Genomic DNA, 14,298 nt, shown 5'->3' with positions numbered 1-14,298 from the left:
CCCGTCCGCCGCATGCCTCTCGCCCGCCGTTTTGCGCTCTACCTCGATCTGATCCGCTGGAACCGGCCGGCCGGCTGGCTCTTGCTGCTGTGGCCCACGCTGGGCGCACTCTGGTTCGCGGCCGACGGCTGGCCCGGCTGGCACCTGCTCGCGGTGTTCACGCTCGGCACCTTCCTGATGCGCAGCGCGGGCTGCTGCGTCAACGACGTGGCCGACCGCGACTTCGACCGGCATGTGAAGCGCACCGCGCAGCGGCCCGTGACGAGCGGTGCGATGTCGGTCAAGGAGGCGTTGGGGCTGGGCGCGGTGCTGGCGCTGCTGTCCTTCGGGCTGGTGCTCACCACCAACCGCACGACGGTGCTGTGGTCGTTCGCGGCGCTGGCGATCACGCTGATCTACCCGTTCGCCAAGCGCTTCGTGTCGATTCCGCAGGCCGTGCTGGGCATTGCCTTCAGTTTCGGCATCCCGATGGCCTTTGCCGCGGTGCAGTCGACGGTGCCGGCCTTCGCCTGGTGGCTGCTGGCGGGCAACCTGTTCTGGGTGCTGGCCTACGACACCGAGTACGCGATGGTCGACCGCGACGACGACCTGAAGATCGGCATGAAGACCTCGGCGATCACGTTCGGTCGCTTCGACGTGGCGGCGGTGATGGCCAGCTACGCGATCTTCCTGGCGGTCTGGATCTGGGCCGGTGCCAGCCGGTCGCTGGGGGTTCTCTTCTATGTAGGCATTGCCGCGGCGGTGGCGCAGGCGCTCTGGCACTGGCGCCTGATCCATGACCGCACGCGCGAAGGCTGCTTCAAGGCCTTCCGCGAAAACCACTGGCTGGGCTTCGCGGTGTTCGTGGGCATCGTGGCGGGCTACGCCCTCCGATAGCCCACCGGGCGGGTCAGCCGCGCCCGAATTCCTCGCCCAGCTCGGCCGCGCGCTTCTGCGCCGCGCGGATGGCGGTCTTGAACTGGCCCTTCACATCGGAGGCTTCGAGCGCGCTCAGGGCCGCGTAGGTCGTGCCGCCCTTGGAGGTCACGCGTTCGCGCAGCACCGACGGCGGCTCGGTCGCGCTGTGCGCCAGCGCCGAGGCGCCGGTGAAGGTGCCGATGGCCAGCCGCTGGGCCTGGTCGGGCGTGAGGCCCATCTCGACGCCGGCCTCGGTCATCGCCTCGATGAAATAGAACACGTAGGCTGGGCCGGAGCCCGACATGGCGGTCACCGCGTCGAGCGCGGGTTCGGCGTCGACCCAGATCAGCTCGCCCGTCGGCGCCAGCAACTGGCCGACGCGTGCGCGGTCGGCGCTTTCGACGCCCGGCCGCGCGAAGAGGCCGGTCATGCCCTTGCCGACCAGGGCCGGCGTGTTGGGCATGGCGCGCACCACGCGCTCGGTGCCGAGCCAGCGGGCGATGCTGTCGGACGGAATGCCCGCCGCCACGCTCAGGTGCAGGGCGTCGCCGGCACAGGCGCGCACCGGGCGCGCGGCTTCCGCAAAAGTCTGGGGCTTGACCGCCCACACCACCACGGCGCAGCGCGAGAGGGCCTCGCTGGCCTCGGCCCTGGCGACGATGCCGTAGGACTGGGCCAGCCTGGTGCGGGCTTCCTCGAACGGCTCGACCACTTCGAAGTTGTCGGCCGCGACGCCTTGCTGGATCAGGCCGCCGATGATGGCGCTGGCCATGTTGCCGCCGCCGATGAAGGCGATGGGGGGCAGGGGGCCCGGCGCGGTGCGGGGCAGGAAGGTCACGGCGATGGTCATGGTCGGTCGGTGTAGGCGAAGGCGGCGAACTGCGTCACTTGCAGCGGGTTGAAATTGTCGTCGCTCACGACCACCAGCAGGCGGCGGCCGTCGGGCAGCGGTGGGCCCCAGCACATGCCCTCGGTGTTGTCGAGGCGCGAGAGGCCCAGGGTGGCGAAGTCGGCCACGAGCGTCTTGGCGGCCGGCCGGTGGTTGCCGGGGGCGAGGGCGTCGATGGCGAGCACGTCGTCGGCGGTTCGGGTGTCTATTTCATACAGGCGCAGCGAATTGCCGGCGCCGGTGGCGTAGGCCCGCTCCAGCACCAGCATCCGGTGGGCGTCGAGCATCAGCACCTCGCTCACGCCGTTGTCGGCGTAGGTGCCCGGCACCAGCGGGCGCAGCGGGATGGCGTCGGGCACGTAGGCGATCTGGCGCATGGCGCGGCCGGTCGCGAGGTCGACCTGGGTGAAGCGGCAGGGGCCGCCGGGGGCGGTGGTGGTCGGGACGGGGCCGTCCTGGACCAGGGCGTTTTCCATCGCGAGCCAGGCCGACCGGTCGTCGGGCGCGAGGGCCAGGCCCTCGAGTGTCTGGTTGTCGCGCGGGCCGCGGCGTTGGGTGGGGTCCGGGGTGAACATCGCCGGCAGGGCGAATTCGCGCAGGAAGCGGCCATCGCGCGCCGATTCATACAGGGCGGGGCCGAAGCCGCGGGCGAGGTCGCCTTCGCTGGTCCAGAGCAAGGTGCCGGCCGAGGGGCGCAGGCGCAGGGCCTCGGGGTCGGGCACGGGCAGGCCGTCGACCGCGTGGCGCCGGCCGGGCCAGGGGCCGCCACCGGGGCGTTGCAGCTGGACAACGCCGGTGGGCTCGGGCGCGGCGTCGGCCGGCTGGGGCCAGCGTGCGGTGTAGCAGCGCACAGGGGCCAGGTCTGACCGGTCATCGCTGAGAAGCAGGTACTCACCTTTGGCGGGGTCGTAGTCGATGCCCGACAGGCCCCCCGCCGTGGTGTTCTCTATAGAGCGTCGGTGCGCCCAGCGGGCTTCCCCCAGGCGCTGCAGCCGGCCGGTATCCGGCGCCGGTGTTGCGCTGCGGCAACCCGCAAGCCCCAGCGATCCCAGCCCGAGCAGGCCCGCGCCGCCCGCCAGCAGGCGTCGGCGCAGCAGGGAAGGCGGCGAAACGAGGGGGTGGTTGGGGGCGCGCACGCCACAAAGTCTAGCGGCTGTCGAAGTTCGCGTGATGAGGCAGTTGACATCGCCCGGCATGGGTGCCACAATCGCGGGCTTCGCTTTCAAAAGGCGAAGCTTTCAGCCCAAAGCGGAAGCGTCTCGAGTGGTTCGAGGCGTGGACGACGGGCCCAAGACTGACCGCGGTGTCTCCCTCCTGGAGGCTCATCGGTACAAGTTGGGAATATCAAGAAATGATCCAAACTGAATCCCGGCTCGAAGTGGCCGACAACACGGGCGCGAAATCCGTCCTGTGTATCAAGGTGCTCGGTGGCTCCAAGCGGCGTTACGCCAGCGTGGGCGACGTCATCAAGGTCAGCATCAAGGAAGCCGCTCCGCGTGGTCGCGTCAAGAAGGGCGAGATCTACAGCGCAGTGGTGGTCCGCACCGCCAAGGGCATCCGTCGTGCTGACGGTTCGCTCGTCAAGTTCGACGGCAATGCCGCCGTGCTGCTCAACGCCAAGCTGGAGCCCATCGGCACCCGCATCTTCGGACCGGTCACGCGCGAACTGCGCACCGAGAAGTTCATGAAGATCGTGTCGCTGGCACCCGAAGTTCTCTAAGGACACAACGCCATGAACAAGATTCGCAAAGGCGACCAGGTCATCGTGTTGGCCGGTCGTGACAAGGGCAAGCGCGGCGTCGTGTCGCTGCGCGCAGACGATTCGCATGTGATCGTCGACGGCATCAACCTCGTCAAGAAGCACACCAAGCCGAACCCCCTCAAGGGTACGACCGGTGGCATCGTCGAGAAGACCATGCCGATTCACCAATCCAACGTGGCGATCTTCAATGCTGCGACCGGCAAGGCCGATCGCGTGGGCATCAAGGTCACCCAAGGTGCCGACGGCAAGCGCGTGGCTGTTCGCGTCTTCAAGTCGAGCGGCGACGAAATCAAGTTCGCCTAAGAGGTACTCACATGGCACGTCTCCAACAACACTATCGCGAAAAGATCGCGAAAGACCTGACGGAAAAGTTCGGCTACAAGTCGCCGATGCAAGTTCCGCGTCTCACCAAGATCACCCTGAACATGGGTGTGGGTGAAGCAGTCGCCGACAAGAAGGTCCTCGACAACGCCGTCGCCGACCTGACCAAGATCGCTGGCCAGAAGCCTGTGGTTACCAAGTCGAAGAAGGCCATCGCCGGCTTCAAGATCCGCGAAAACCAGCCGATCGGCTGCATGGTCACGCTGCGTGGCGTGCACATGTACGAGTTCCTGGACCGTTTCGTCACCGTGGCCCTGCCCCGCGTGCGTGACTTCCGTGGTATCTCGGGTCGCGCATTCGACGGCCGTGGCAACTACAACATCGGCGTCAAAGAGCAGATCATTTTCCCTGAGATCGAGTACGACAAGGTCGACGCCCTGCGCGGTCTCAATATCAGCATTACGACGACGGCCAAGACCGACGAAGAAGCCAAGGCGCTTCTCGCTGGCTTCCGTTTCCCGTTCAAGAACTGAGGTGATCTGTGGCTAAAGCATCTTTGATCCAGCGCGAACTCAAGCGCGACAAGCTGGTTGCCAAGTTCGCTGCGAAGCACGCAGAACTGAAGGCAACTTCCAACGACGCGAAGAAGAGCGACGAAGAGCGCGCAGCGGCCCGCCTGGCCCTGCAGAAGCTCCCGCGCAACGCGAACCCCACGCGCCAGCGCAACCGTTGCGAAATCACCGGTCGCCCCCGTGGCACCTTCCGTCAATTCGGTCTGGCCCGCGCCAAGATCCGCGAACTGGCTTTCAACGGCGACATCCCCGGTGTCACCAAGGCCAGCTGGTAAGCCAGGCAGGAGCAAACAACATGAGCATGAGTGATCCCATTGCCGACCTGCTGACGCGTATCCGTAACGCGCAGATGGTGGCGAAGCCCACCGTGTCGGTCCCGTCTTCCAAGGTGAAGATCGCGATCGCACAAGTCCTGAAGGACGAGGGCTACATCGACGGCTTCCAGGTCAAGACCGAAGCCGGCAAGAGCGAACTTGAAATCTCGCTGAAGTACTACGCTGGCCGTCCGGTCATCGAGCGCATTGAGCGCGTGAGCCGCCCCGGCCTGCGCGTCTACAAGGCCAGCACTTCCATTCCGCAAGTCCAGAACGGCCTCGGCGTTGCGATCGTCACGACCCCCAAGGGCGTGATGACCGACCGCAAGGCGCGCGCCACCGGTGTCGGCGGCGAAGTTCTGTGCTACGTCGCCTAACCGAGACATCGAGGAGTTACTGAAATGTCCCGAGTAGGAAAAATGCCGGTCGCCATCCCCGCAGGCGTGGATGTGTCGATCAAGGAAGACCAGATCAGCGTCAAGGGCACGGGCGGCACGCTCAGCCTGGCTCGCAACGCGCTGGTGAATGTCGTCAACAAGGACGGCAAGCTGAGCTTCGAGCCCGCCAACGATTCGCGTGAAGCGAATGCGATGAGCGGCACGATTCGCCAGCTGGTGAACAACATGGTGGTTGGCGTGACCAAGGGCTTCGAGAAGAAGCTCAACCTGGTCGGCGTCGGCTACAAGGCTGCAGCGTCCGGCGCCAAGCTGAACCTGCAAGTCGGTTACTCGCACCCGGTCAACATCGACATGCCGCAAGGCATCACGGTGACCACCGCGACCCCGACCGAAGTGGTGATCAAGGGCGCTGACCGTCAACGCGTCGGCCAGATCGCCGCTGAGATCCGCGCTGTTCGTCCGCCAGAGCCCTACAAGGGCAAGGGCATCCGCTATGCGGACGAGAAGATCGTGATCAAAGAGACCAAGAAGAAGTAAGGGGCAGCAAAATGATGTTGACCAAAAAAGCACAGCGTCTTCGCCGCTCGCGCCAGACCCGCATCCGCATTGCGACGCAGGGCGTGGCTCGCCTCACGGTGAACCGCACCAACCTGCACATCTATGCCACCGTCATCTCCGACGACGGCACCAAGGTGATCGCAACCGCATCGACCGCCGAAGCCGAAGTGCGCGCAGCACTTGGCGCCTCGGGCAAGGGTGGCAATGCCGCCGCTGCCACCGCCATCGGCAAGCGCATCGCTGAAAAGGCGAAGGCTGCCGGCGTCGAGAAGGTCGCTTTCGATCGCGCAGGTTTCGCCTACCACGGCCGCGTCAAGGCGCTGGCCGAGGCAGCCCGCGAAGCCGGTCTGCAGTTCTAATCGGACACGAGATTCAAAATGGCAAAGATTCAAGCAAGAACGCAGAACGAAGGTCCTGAGGACGGTCTGCGCGAGAAGATGATCGCGATCAACCGCGTCACCAAGGTGGTGAAGGGTGGTCGTATCCTCGGTTTCGCAGCGCTGACCGTGGTCGGTGACGGCGATGGCCGCGTCGGCATGGGCAAGGGCAAGTCCAAGGAAGTGCCTGCTGCCGTGCAGAAGGCAATGGAAGAAGCCCGTCGCAACCTGTTCAAGGCTCCGATCAAGAACGGTACGCTGCACCACCAGGTGCAAGGTCACCACGGTGCTGCCACCGTCGTGATGTACCCGGCTCCCAAGGGTACCGGCATCATCGCCGGCGGCCCGATGCGCGCCGTGTTCGAAGTCATGGGCATCACCGACATCGTGGCCAAGAGCCATGGTTCGTCGAACCCCTACAACATGGTTCGCGCCACGCTCGACGGGTTGAAGAACTCGACGACGGCCGGCCAAGTGGCTGCCAAGCGCGGTCTCACCGTCGAAGAAATCTTCGCCTGAGCGCAAGCTCTCGCAAGGCTGAAGGAAGCATTCAAATGACGCAACAACAAACCCTCAAGGTGCAGCTGGTGAAGAGCCCGATCGGCACCAAGGAATCGCATCGCGCGACCGTGCGTGGCCTCGGCCTGCGCAAGCTCAACAGCGTGAGCGAGCTGCAAGACACGCCCGCAGTGCGCGGCATGATCAACAAGATCAGTTATCTGGTCAAAGTTCTGTAAGAGAGACTGATATGGAACTCAATGGCATCAAGCCGGCAGCTGGCGCCAAGCACGCCAAGCGTCGCGTTGGCCGCGGTATCGGCTCGGGCATCGGCAAGACCGCAGGTCGCGGTCACAAGGGCCAGAAGTCGCGCGCAGGCGGTTTCCACAAGGTCGGCTTCGAAGGCGGTCAAATGCCGCTGCAGCGTCGCCTGCCCAAGCGCGGCTTCAAGTCGCACCTGCTGAAGTACAACGCCGAAGTCACGCTGACTGCTCTCGAGCAGCTCGGCCTGGCCGAAGTCGATGTCCTGGCACTGAAGCAAGCCGGCCTCGTGGGCCAGCTCGCCAAGGTCGTCAAGATCATCAAGACCGGCGAACTCACCAAGGCCGTCAAGCTGACGGGCGTGGGTGCGACCGCTGGTGCCAAGGCTGCGATCGAAGCAGCCGGCGGCAGCCTCGCCTGATCACCATCGGACTGAAAGAAGTTCTTCGTGGCAACTAACGCGGCAACGATCGCAAAAACAGGCAAGTTCGGCGACCTCCGTCGTCGGCTCGTCTTTTTGCTGCTCGCGCTCGTGGTCTACCGGATTGGCGCGCACATTCCTGTGCCGGGTATCAACCCGGACCAGCTGGCAGCGTTGTTCCAGGGCCAGCAGGGCGGCATTCTGAGCCTGTTCAACATGTTCTCGGGCGGGGCGCTGTCGCGTTTCACCGTGTTCGCGTTGGGGATCATGCCGTACATCTCGGCGTCGATCATCATGCAGCTGATGACCTACGTGCTTCCGACCTTCGAGCAATTGAAGAAGGAAGGCGAGGCCGGTCGCCGCAAGATCACGCAGTACACGCGCTATGGCGCGCTCGGCCTGGCCCTGTTCCAGTCGTTCAGCATCGCAGTGGCCCTCGAATCGTCGGCCGGTCTGGTGATCGCCCCCGGTTTCGGCTTCCGCCTGACCGCCATGGTGAGCCTGACGGCAGGTTCGATGTTCCTGATGTGGCTCGGCGAGCAGATCACCGAACGCGGCCTGGGCAACGGCATCTCGATCCTGATCTTTGCAGGTATCGCGGCCGGTCTGCCCGGTGCGATCGGCGGCCTGGCTTCGCTGGTGACGACCGGTGCGATGAACCCCATCGTTGCGCTCTTCATCATCGCTGTCGTGGTGCTGGTCACCTACTTCGTGGTGTTCGTGGAACGTGGTCAGCGCAAGATCCTCGTGAACTATGCGCGGCGCCAGGTTGGCAACAAGGTCTACGGCGGTCAGTCGTCGCACCTGCCCCTGAAGCTGAACATGGCCGGTGTGATTCCTCCGATCTTCGCGTCGTCGATCATTCTGCTGCCGGCAACGGTGGTGGGCTGGTTCAGCGCTGGTGACGGTGGCTTCCGCTGGATCAAGGACATCGCCAGCGCACTGCGTCCGGGCGAGCCGATCTACGTACTGCTGTACGCCGCTGCGATCGTTTTCTTCTGCTTCTTCTACACGGCACTCGTGTTCAACAGCAAGGAAACGGCCGACAACCTGAAGAAGAGTGGTGCGTTCATTCCTGGCATTCGCCCGGGTGACCAGACCGCTCGCTATATCGACAAGATTCTGGTTCGCCTGACGTTGGCTGGCGCGGTGTACATCACCTTCGTCTGCCTGCTGCCCGAGTTCCTGATCCTGAAGTACAACGTGCCGTTCTACTTCGGTGGTACCTCCCTGCTGATCATCGTGGTCGTCACGATGGACTTCATGGCCCAGGTGCAAAACTACATGATGTCCCAGCAGTACGAATCGCTGCTGAAGAAGGCGAACTTCAAGACATCGTAGGGCTGTGAGTTTCAGTATTGAGTCCGGGCGGTAGACCGCCACGTTAAACAGTTTTAGGAGAATGAAATGAGAGTTTCGGCTTCGGTCAAAACCATCTGCCGTAATTGCAAGGTCATCCGCCGTAAAGGTGTGGTGCGTGTGATTTGCACCGACCCGCGCCACAAGCAGCGCCAGGGTTGATTGAAGAGTATTAGAGGACGCACATGGCACGTATTGCTGGCATCAACATCCCGCCGCACAAGCACGCTGAAATCGGCCTGACCGCCATTTTCGGTATCGGTCGCACCCGCGCCCGTCAAATCTGCGAAGCGAGCGGCATCGAATATTCGAAGAAGATCAAGGATCTGACCGACGCCGATCTCGAAAAGATCCGCGACCAGATCGCTCTGTTCACGATCGAAGGCGATCTGCGTCGCGAGACGACGATGAACATCAAGCGTTTGATGGACATCGGCTGCTATCGCGGCTTCCGTCACCGTCGCGGCCTGCCGATGCGCGGCCAGCGCACGCGCACCAACGCCCGCACCCGCAAGGGTCCGCGCAAGGCTGCGCAGTCCCTGAAGAAATAAGGATAGACAAGCATGGCTAAAGCACCTGCAAACAACGCCGCACAGCGCGTTCGCAAGAAGGTTCGCAAGAACGTTGCGGACGGTATCGCCCACGTGCATGCCTCGTTCAACAACACCATCATCACGATCACCGATCGCCAGGGCAACGCCCTGTCGTGGGCTTCGTCGGGTGGCCAGGGCTTCAAGGGCTCGCGCAAGTCGACCCCGTTCGCTGCGCAGGTCGCTTCCGAAGTGGCCGGCCGTGCTGCTGTCGAACAAGGTATCAAGAACCTCGACGTCGAGATCAAGGGCCCCGGTCCTGGTCGCGAGTCGTCGGTGCGCGCACTGGCTGCGCTCGGCATCCGGATCAATTCCATTGCCGACGTGACGCCCGTTCCGCACAACGGCTGCCGTCCCCAGAAGCGTCGCCGCATCTGATCGTCAGTCCGCAAGGCGCAGCCAGCTTTCGAGCGGCTGCGCATTTGTTTTTTCACTAAGCCCACCGCCATCGGCATATCCGCCGACGGCTCCCGCAGGCAACTGCGGCAGATGACACCAAGGAAATACCGTGGCACGTTACCTCGGCCCCAAGGCCAAACTTTCCCGCCGTGAAGGCACCGACCTGTTCCTGAAGAGCGCCCGTCGTTCGATCCAGGACAAGGCCAAGTTCGACTCCAAGCCCGGCCAGCACGGCCGCACCTCGGGTCAGCGCACCTCCGACTACGGTCTGCAGCTGCGTGAGAAGCAGAAGGTCAAGCGCATGTACGGCGTGCTCGAGAAGCAGTTCCGCCGCTACTTCGAAGAAGCCGATCGCCGCCGTGGCAACACCGGCGCCAACCTGCTGTTCATCCTCGAGTCGCGCCTGGACAACGTGGTCTACCGCATGGGCTTCGGCTCGACGCGCGCCGAAGCACGCCAGCTCGTGTCGCACAAGGCGATCACCGTGAACGGCCAGTCGGTCAACATCCCGTCGTACCTGGTCAAGACCGGTGACGTGATCGCCGTGCGCGAAAAGTCGAAGAAGCAGAACCGCATTGTCGAAGCGCTGCAACTCGCCCAGCAAGTCGGCATGCCGGCTTGGGTCGATGTGAACGCCGACAAGGCCGAAGGCACCTTCAAGAAGGTCCCGGATCGCGACGAATTCGCAGCCGACATCAACGAATCGCTGATCGTCGAACTGTATTCGCGTTGATTTTCTCTACCCGCCTGCGCGTCCTTGCGCCGGCGGGAGATTGATATTGTTGTTCACGTTCCTGCTCCGCACTCTGTTGCGGATCAGGCGCTTCACCAGCCTTACCGGTGTAACGAGCCGGGGGTATTGAGAGGAAGTCTGCATGCAAACCACCCTGCTGAAACCCAAGACCATCCAGGTCGAGCAACTTGCCGCCAACAAGGCCAAGGTCACGCTCGAACCTTTCGAGCGCGGCTACGGCCACACGCTCGGCAACGCGCTGCGTCGCGTTCTGCTGTCGTCCATGGTCGGCTACTCGGCCACCGAAGTCACGATCGCTGGCGTTCTGCATGAGTACTCGTCGATCGACGGCGTGCAGGAAGATGTCGTCAACATCCTGCTGAATCTCAAGGGCGTGGTGTTCAAGCTCCACAACCGCGACGAAGTCACGCTGAGCCTGCGCAAGGACGGCGAAGGCCCGGTCCTCGCATCGGACATCCAGACCCCGCACGACGTCGAGATCATCAACCCCGACCACGTGATCGCGCACCTGTCGCAAGGCGGCAAGCTGGACATGCAGATCAAGGTCGAAAAGGGTCGCGGCTACGTGCCCGGCACGATGCGCCGCTACGCGGACGAGCCGACCAAGTCGATCGGCCGCATCGTCCTCGACGCCTCGTTCTCGCCCGTCAAGCGCGTGAGCTACACCGTCGAAAGCGCCCGCGTCGAACAGCGTACCGACCTGGACAAGCTGCTGGTCGAGATCGAGACCAACGGTGCGATCAGCGCCGAAGATGCCGTTCGCGCATCGGCTAAAATCCTGGTCGAGCAGCTCGCCGTGTTCGCGCAGCTCGAAGGCGGCGAACTCGCTGCATTCGATGCACCCGCACCGCGCAGTGCCCAGCAGTTCGATCCGATCCTGCTGCGCCCTGTCGACGAACTCGAACTGACGGTGCGTTCGGCCAACTGCCTGAAGGCCGAAAACATCTACTACATCGGTGACCTGATCCAGCGCACCGAGAACGAGCTGCTCAAGACCCCGAACCTGGGTCGCAAGTCGCTCAACGAAATCAAGGAAGTGCTCGCCTCGCGCGGTCTCACCCTTGGCATGAAGCTCGAAAGCTGGCCGCCGGCTGGTCTCGACAAGCGTTGATTTGAATTTTTGAGAAATCGGCCCCCTGAAAAGGGCCAGTGCACCGGACAGTACCTGACACGGCTGTCTGTTTTTATAAAGTAAAGGAAAGCACCATGCGTCACGGACACGGACTCCGCAAACTCAACCGCACCAGCTCGCACCGCCTCGCGATGCTGCAGAACATGATGAATTCGCTCATCGAGCACGAAGTCATCAAGACCACGGTCCCCAAGGCCAAGGAACTGCGCCGCGTCATCGAGCCGATGATCACCCTGGCCAAGAAGCCCACGCTCGCCAACAAGCGCCTGGCCTTCGACCGCCTGCGCAGCCGCGACAGCGTCGTCAAGCTCTTCGGCGAACTCGGCCCGCGTTTCGCAGCGCGTCCGGGCGGCTACACCCGCATCCTGAAGATGGGTTTCCGCGTGGGCGACAACGCTCCGATGGCGCTCGTCGAACTGGTCGACCGTGCTGAAATTAAAGATGCTGGCGCTGAGCAAAACGCCGCTGAATAAGCTATAATTTATACTTGCCGCGCGATGGAGCAGCCTGGTAGCTCGTTGGGCTCATAACCCAAAGGTCGCAAGTTCAAATCTTGCTCGCGCAACCAATTTAAAAGGCCCTTTGAGAAATCAAAGGGCCTTTTTCTTTGGCCCAATTCTTTTGGAAATTCCTGGTCGAAATTCGACACAAAAAAAGCCCTCACGAAGAGGGCTTTTCTGTTTCCGGACCAGCCCCGCGAAGAGGCCGGTCTCGAGAGCGTGCGCTGCAGCGGCACCTGAAGACTGCGCTGACGCGCAGCCCAAGCGCAGGGTCAGTCCGGAATGACCGCCGTCACCTCGATCTCCACCTTCGCACGGTGCTCCACCAGTGCCGCCACCTGCACGCAGGTCATGGCCGGGAAGTTGCGGCCCAGCGCGTCGCGGTAGACCGGGCCGAGCTCGGACAGGCGACGGCTGTACTCGTCGCGGTCCGTCACGTACCAGGTCATGCGCACCATGTGCTCGGGGCCGGCGCCGGCTTCGCGCAGCACCTCGGCGATGTTGCGCAGCGCCTGGCCGCACTGGTCGATGAAGTCGTCGGATTCGAACTGCTGCTGGGCATTCCAGCCGATCTGGCCGCCGACGAACACCTGGGTGCCGCGCGCCGCGATGCCGTTTGCATAGCCCTTCGGGGGCAGCCAGCCCGGGGGCTGAATGAGTTTGTTCGTCATGATGGTGTGTTGCTGTTGAGTTGTCTCAATTTGAAGCGCTGGAGTTTGCCGGTTTCGGTGCGCGGCAGCGCCGTCACGAACTCGATCTCCCGCGGGTACTTGAAGGGGGCGATGGTGGCTTTCACGTGGTCCTGGAGGGCCTTCACCATCGCTGCGTCGCCGGTGTTGCCGGGCTTGAGCACGCAGAAGGCCTTCACGATCATGCCGCGGTCGGTGTCGGGCTTGCCGATCACACCGCACTCGGCCACGGCTGGGTGCTTGAGCAGCGCGTCTTCCACCTCCGGGCCGCCGACGTTGTAGCCGGCCGTGATGATCATGTCGTCCGCACGCGCCTGATAGAAGAAGTAGCCGTCGTCATCCTGCACGAAGGAGTCACCGGGGTAGTTCCAGCCGTTCTTCACGTAGTCGGACTGGCGCGGATCGTCGAGGTAGCGGCAGCCGACCGGCCCTTGCAACGCCAGCTTGCCGACCGTGCCGCGCGGCACTTCGTTGCCTTGGTTGTCGACCACCTTGGCCGTGAAACCCGGCACCGCCTTGCCGACGGCGCCGCGGCGCACTTCGTCGCCGGCGGCCGAGATGTAGATGTGGAACACCTCGGTGCCGCCGATGCCGTCGAGCATCTCGATGCCGGTGGTCTCCTTCCAGAGTTGGCGCGTGGCGTCGGGAAGCGCCTCGCCTGCGCTCACGCAGATGCGCAGGCTCGGCGCCCCGTGCTGCCGGACGAAGGGCGCCATCTGGCGATAGAAGGTGGGCGCGGTGTAGCAGATGGTCGCGCCGACCTCGTTGATGAGCTTCACGAGCGCTTCGGGCGAGAAGGCCCCCTCGGGAAAGTACACCGACGCACCGGCCCACATCGGGAAGATCAGCAGGCCGCCGAGCCCGAAGGTGAAGGCCAGCGGCGGCGTGCCGACCACGATGTCGTCGCTGCGCGCGCGCAGCACGTGGCGCGGCCAGGTCTGGCACATGGCGACCACGTCGCGGTGCGTGGTGACGGGCGCCTTGGGCTTGCCCGTGGTGCCCGAGGTGAAGGCCAGCAGCGCGATGTCGTCGGCCGCCGTGGGGCAGGCGGTGAACACGCCGCTCTTGCCGGCCGCGCGCGCCGACAGCGAATCGGGTGCGTCGGGCTGGTTGAAGGCAATCACCGTCGCGAGCACCGGGTGCGCCTTCTGCGCGGCCACCAGCTCCTCGAGCAGGCGGCCTTCGCACAACGCGGCCACGGGCTGCGATTTTTCGATGATCTCGCCCAGCTCCTTGGCGCGCAGCAGCGGCATGGTCGCTACCGCGATCAGCCCCGCCTTGACCACGGCGAGCCACGAGAGCGCCATCCACACCGAGTTGCCGCCGCGCAGCAGCACGCGGTTGCCGGGCACCAGCCCGAGATCCTCGACCAGCACCTGGGCGATGCGGTTCACCTCGACGCCCGCCTGGGCGTAGGTGAGCACGCCGGCGGGCGAGCGCAGCATCGGCCGGTCGCCGAAGCCCTTGGCGACCGCCTTGTCCAGCAGCTCCTCGACCAGGTTCAGCTGGTCGGGGAACTGCAGCTCGGGCAGGTCGTAGCGAAAGACCGGCAGCTGCGCGGCAGGCGGCAGGCGGTCATGAACGAAGCGATCGACTTGGGCAGACAC

The 14,298-nt window shown here is 64.1% G+C and carries 22 protein-coding genes and 1 tRNA gene; 19 read left to right on the top strand and 4 right to left on the bottom strand.

The window, feature by feature from the left end; translation table 11 throughout:
• Positions 1–12 precede the first annotated feature (12 nt).
• Complete coding sequence (ubiA, locus tag ACAM52_RS32185) at positions 13–876, top strand: 4-hydroxybenzoate octaprenyltransferase (RefSeq protein WP_369645545.1); 864 nt, start codon at positions 13–15, stop codon at positions 874–876.
• A gap of 13 nt (positions 877–889) precedes the next feature.
• On the opposite strand, the gene proC is transcribed toward ubiA, so the two are convergent.
• Together proC and ACAM52_RS32175 are read right to left on the bottom strand one after the other, a co-directional pair.
• Positions 890–1,747 carry a pyrroline-5-carboxylate reductase gene (gene proC / locus ACAM52_RS32180; protein WP_369645544.1) on the bottom strand — a complete coding sequence of 286 codons (858 nt, stop codon included), beginning with the start codon at positions 1,745–1,747 and terminating at the stop codon, positions 890–892.
• On the bottom strand, positions 1,744–2,922 hold the full coding sequence (locus ACAM52_RS32175; protein WP_369645543.1) for an esterase-like activity of phytase family protein: 1,179 nt from the start codon (positions 2,920–2,922) through the stop codon (positions 1,744–1,746). Before ACAM52_RS32175 ends, proC begins: the two co-directional genes overlap by 4 nt.
• A 215-nt stretch (positions 2,923–3,137) precedes the next feature.
• Here ACAM52_RS32175 and rplN point away from each other — a divergent pair, with 215 nt between their 5' ends.
• From rplN to ACAM52_RS32085, 18 genes are all read left to right on the top strand, one after another.
• On the top strand, positions 3,138–3,506 hold the full coding sequence (rplN, locus tag ACAM52_RS32170) for a 50S ribosomal protein L14 (protein WP_009124801.1): 369 nt from the start codon (positions 3,138–3,140) through the stop codon (positions 3,504–3,506).
• A 12-nt stretch (positions 3,507–3,518) separates the two neighbouring features.
• Positions 3,519–3,851: a 50S ribosomal protein L24 gene (gene rplX / locus ACAM52_RS32165; RefSeq protein WP_062474813.1), complete on the top strand. Its 333-nt coding sequence runs from the start codon at positions 3,519–3,521 to the stop codon at positions 3,849–3,851.
• An 11-nt stretch (positions 3,852–3,862) separates the two neighbouring features.
• Positions 3,863–4,402 (top strand): 50S ribosomal protein L5, encoded by a 540-nt coding sequence (gene rplE / locus ACAM52_RS32160; RefSeq protein WP_056576993.1) that lies wholly within the window; start codon positions 3,863–3,865, stop codon positions 4,400–4,402.
• Between the two features lie 8 nt (positions 4,403–4,410).
• Positions 4,411–4,716, top strand: coding sequence for a 30S ribosomal protein S14 (rpsN, locus tag ACAM52_RS32155; RefSeq protein WP_056576989.1), 306 nt, complete (start codon positions 4,411–4,413; stop codon positions 4,714–4,716).
• A gap of 20 nt (positions 4,717–4,736) precedes the next feature.
• Positions 4,737–5,132 carry a 30S ribosomal protein S8 gene (gene rpsH, locus ACAM52_RS32150; protein WP_062474816.1) on the top strand — a complete coding sequence of 132 codons (396 nt, stop codon included), beginning with the start codon at positions 4,737–4,739 and terminating at the stop codon, positions 5,130–5,132.
• A 24-nt stretch (positions 5,133–5,156) separates the two neighbouring features.
• On the top strand, positions 5,157–5,690 hold the full coding sequence (gene rplF, locus ACAM52_RS32145) for a 50S ribosomal protein L6 (RefSeq protein ID WP_062474819.1): 534 nt from the start codon (positions 5,157–5,159) through the stop codon (positions 5,688–5,690).
• Positions 5,691–5,704: 14 nt separating this feature from the next.
• A complete protein-coding gene (gene rplR, locus ACAM52_RS32140) occupies positions 5,705–6,070 on the top strand; it encodes a 50S ribosomal protein L18 (protein WP_056577252.1) in 366 nt (121 codons plus the stop codon).
• Positions 6,071–6,088: 18 nt separating this feature from the next.
• Positions 6,089–6,607, top strand: coding sequence for a 30S ribosomal protein S5 (gene rpsE, locus ACAM52_RS32135; protein ID WP_056576983.1), 519 nt, complete (start codon positions 6,089–6,091; stop codon positions 6,605–6,607).
• A gap of 35 nt (positions 6,608–6,642) precedes the next feature.
• Positions 6,643–6,825, top strand: a complete 183-nt coding sequence (rpmD, locus tag ACAM52_RS32130) for a 50S ribosomal protein L30 (protein ID WP_019653974.1) — start codon at positions 6,643–6,645, stop codon at positions 6,823–6,825.
• Positions 6,826–6,836: 11 nt separating this feature from the next.
• Positions 6,837–7,268: a 50S ribosomal protein L15 gene (gene rplO, locus ACAM52_RS32125; protein ID WP_056576982.1), complete on the top strand. Its 432-nt coding sequence runs from the start codon at positions 6,837–6,839 to the stop codon at positions 7,266–7,268.
• 27 nt (positions 7,269–7,295) lie between these two features.
• Complete coding sequence (gene secY, locus ACAM52_RS32120; protein ID WP_056576979.1) at positions 7,296–8,609, top strand: preprotein translocase subunit SecY; 1,314 nt, start codon at positions 7,296–7,298, stop codon at positions 8,607–8,609.
• A 66-nt stretch (positions 8,610–8,675) separates the two neighbouring features.
• The gene (gene rpmJ, locus ACAM52_RS32115; RefSeq protein ID WP_013544106.1) at positions 8,676–8,789 is read left to right on the top strand and encodes a 50S ribosomal protein L36; all 114 of its coding nucleotides are present in this window, start codon (positions 8,676–8,678) and stop codon (positions 8,787–8,789) included.
• Between the two features lie 23 nt (positions 8,790–8,812).
• Positions 8,813–9,178, top strand: a complete 366-nt coding sequence (gene rpsM / locus ACAM52_RS32110; protein WP_013544105.1) for a 30S ribosomal protein S13 — start codon at positions 8,813–8,815, stop codon at positions 9,176–9,178.
• A gap of 12 nt (positions 9,179–9,190) precedes the next feature.
• On the top strand, positions 9,191–9,595 hold the full coding sequence (rpsK, locus tag ACAM52_RS32105) for a 30S ribosomal protein S11 (protein ID WP_009124825.1): 405 nt from the start codon (positions 9,191–9,193) through the stop codon (positions 9,593–9,595).
• Between the two features lie 130 nt (positions 9,596–9,725).
• Entirely contained in the window at positions 9,726–10,349 is a 624-nt protein-coding gene (gene rpsD, locus ACAM52_RS32100; RefSeq protein ID WP_056576976.1) for a 30S ribosomal protein S4, read from the top strand.
• A gap of 142 nt (positions 10,350–10,491) precedes the next feature.
• On the top strand, positions 10,492–11,481 hold the full coding sequence (gene rpoA / locus ACAM52_RS32095) for a DNA-directed RNA polymerase subunit alpha (RefSeq protein ID WP_056576973.1): 990 nt from the start codon (positions 10,492–10,494) through the stop codon (positions 11,479–11,481).
• Between the two features lie 95 nt (positions 11,482–11,576).
• Positions 11,577–11,975: a 50S ribosomal protein L17 gene (rplQ, locus tag ACAM52_RS32090; RefSeq protein ID WP_056576970.1), complete on the top strand. Its 399-nt coding sequence runs from the start codon at positions 11,577–11,579 to the stop codon at positions 11,973–11,975.
• A gap of 18 nt (positions 11,976–11,993) precedes the next feature.
• A tRNA-Met gene (locus tag ACAM52_RS32085) sits at positions 11,994–12,070 on the top strand.
• A 204-nt stretch (positions 12,071–12,274) separates the two neighbouring features.
• Here ACAM52_RS32085 and ACAM52_RS32080 read toward each other — a convergent pair.
• Positions 12,275–12,673, bottom strand: coding sequence for a RidA family protein (locus ACAM52_RS32080; RefSeq protein WP_056576966.1), 399 nt, complete (start codon positions 12,671–12,673; stop codon positions 12,275–12,277).
• Positions 12,670–14,298 carry an AMP-binding protein gene (locus tag ACAM52_RS32075; RefSeq protein WP_369645542.1) on the bottom strand — a complete coding sequence of 543 codons (1,629 nt, stop codon included), beginning with the start codon at positions 14,296–14,298 and terminating at the stop codon, positions 12,670–12,672. Before ACAM52_RS32075 ends, ACAM52_RS32080 begins: the two co-directional genes overlap by 4 nt.

Origin of the sequence: Variovorax sp. V118 (assembly GCF_041154445.1) — a bacterium.
Classification (GTDB): Bacteria; Pseudomonadota; Gammaproteobacteria; order Burkholderiales; family Burkholderiaceae_C; genus Variovorax; species Variovorax boronicumulans.
Note: the sequence above shows the minus strand (reverse complement) of the source record. Positions and strands in the feature narration are given on the sequence as shown.

Excerpts from the sequence above, each read along its gene's own strand:
- rplE (WP_056576993.1), top strand. The coding sequence starts at position 3,863 with ATGGCACGTCTCCAACAACACTATCGCGAAAAGATCGCGAAAGACCTG.
- rplF (WP_062474819.1), top strand. The coding sequence starts at position 5,157 with ATGTCCCGAGTAGGAAAAATGCCGGTCGCCATCCCCGCAGGCGTGGAT.
- rpsE (WP_056576983.1), top strand. The coding sequence starts at position 6,089 with ATGGCAAAGATTCAAGCAAGAACGCAGAACGAAGGTCCTGAGGACGGT.
- rpsH (WP_062474816.1), top strand. The coding sequence starts at position 4,737 with ATGAGCATGAGTGATCCCATTGCCGACCTGCTGACGCGTATCCGTAAC.
- proC (WP_369645544.1), bottom strand. The coding sequence starts at position 1,747 with ATGACCATCGCCGTGACCTTCCTGCCCCGCACCGCGCCGGGCCCCCTG.
- rpoA (WP_056576973.1), top strand. The coding sequence starts at position 10,492 with ATGCAAACCACCCTGCTGAAACCCAAGACCATCCAGGTCGAGCAACTT.
- rplX (WP_062474813.1), top strand. The coding sequence starts at position 3,519 with ATGAACAAGATTCGCAAAGGCGACCAGGTCATCGTGTTGGCCGGTCGT.
- rpmD (WP_019653974.1), top strand. The coding sequence starts at position 6,643 with ATGACGCAACAACAAACCCTCAAGGTGCAGCTGGTGAAGAGCCCGATC.
- rplQ (WP_056576970.1), top strand. The coding sequence starts at position 11,577 with ATGCGTCACGGACACGGACTCCGCAAACTCAACCGCACCAGCTCGCAC.
- rplN (WP_009124801.1), top strand. The coding sequence starts at position 3,138 with ATGATCCAAACTGAATCCCGGCTCGAAGTGGCCGACAACACGGGCGCG.
- ubiA (WP_369645545.1), top strand. The coding sequence starts at position 13 with ATGCCTCTCGCCCGCCGTTTTGCGCTCTACCTCGATCTGATCCGCTGG.
- ACAM52_RS32080 (WP_056576966.1), bottom strand. The coding sequence starts at position 12,673 with ATGACGAACAAACTCATTCAGCCCCCGGGCTGGCTGCCCCCGAAGGGC.
- rpmJ (WP_013544106.1), top strand. The coding sequence starts at position 8,676 with ATGAGAGTTTCGGCTTCGGTCAAAACCATCTGCCGTAATTGCAAGGTC.
- rplO (WP_056576982.1), top strand. The coding sequence starts at position 6,837 with ATGGAACTCAATGGCATCAAGCCGGCAGCTGGCGCCAAGCACGCCAAG.
- rplR (WP_056577252.1), top strand. The coding sequence starts at position 5,705 with ATGTTGACCAAAAAAGCACAGCGTCTTCGCCGCTCGCGCCAGACCCGC.
- rpsK (WP_009124825.1), top strand. The coding sequence starts at position 9,191 with ATGGCTAAAGCACCTGCAAACAACGCCGCACAGCGCGTTCGCAAGAAG.
- rpsM (WP_013544105.1), top strand. The coding sequence starts at position 8,813 with ATGGCACGTATTGCTGGCATCAACATCCCGCCGCACAAGCACGCTGAA.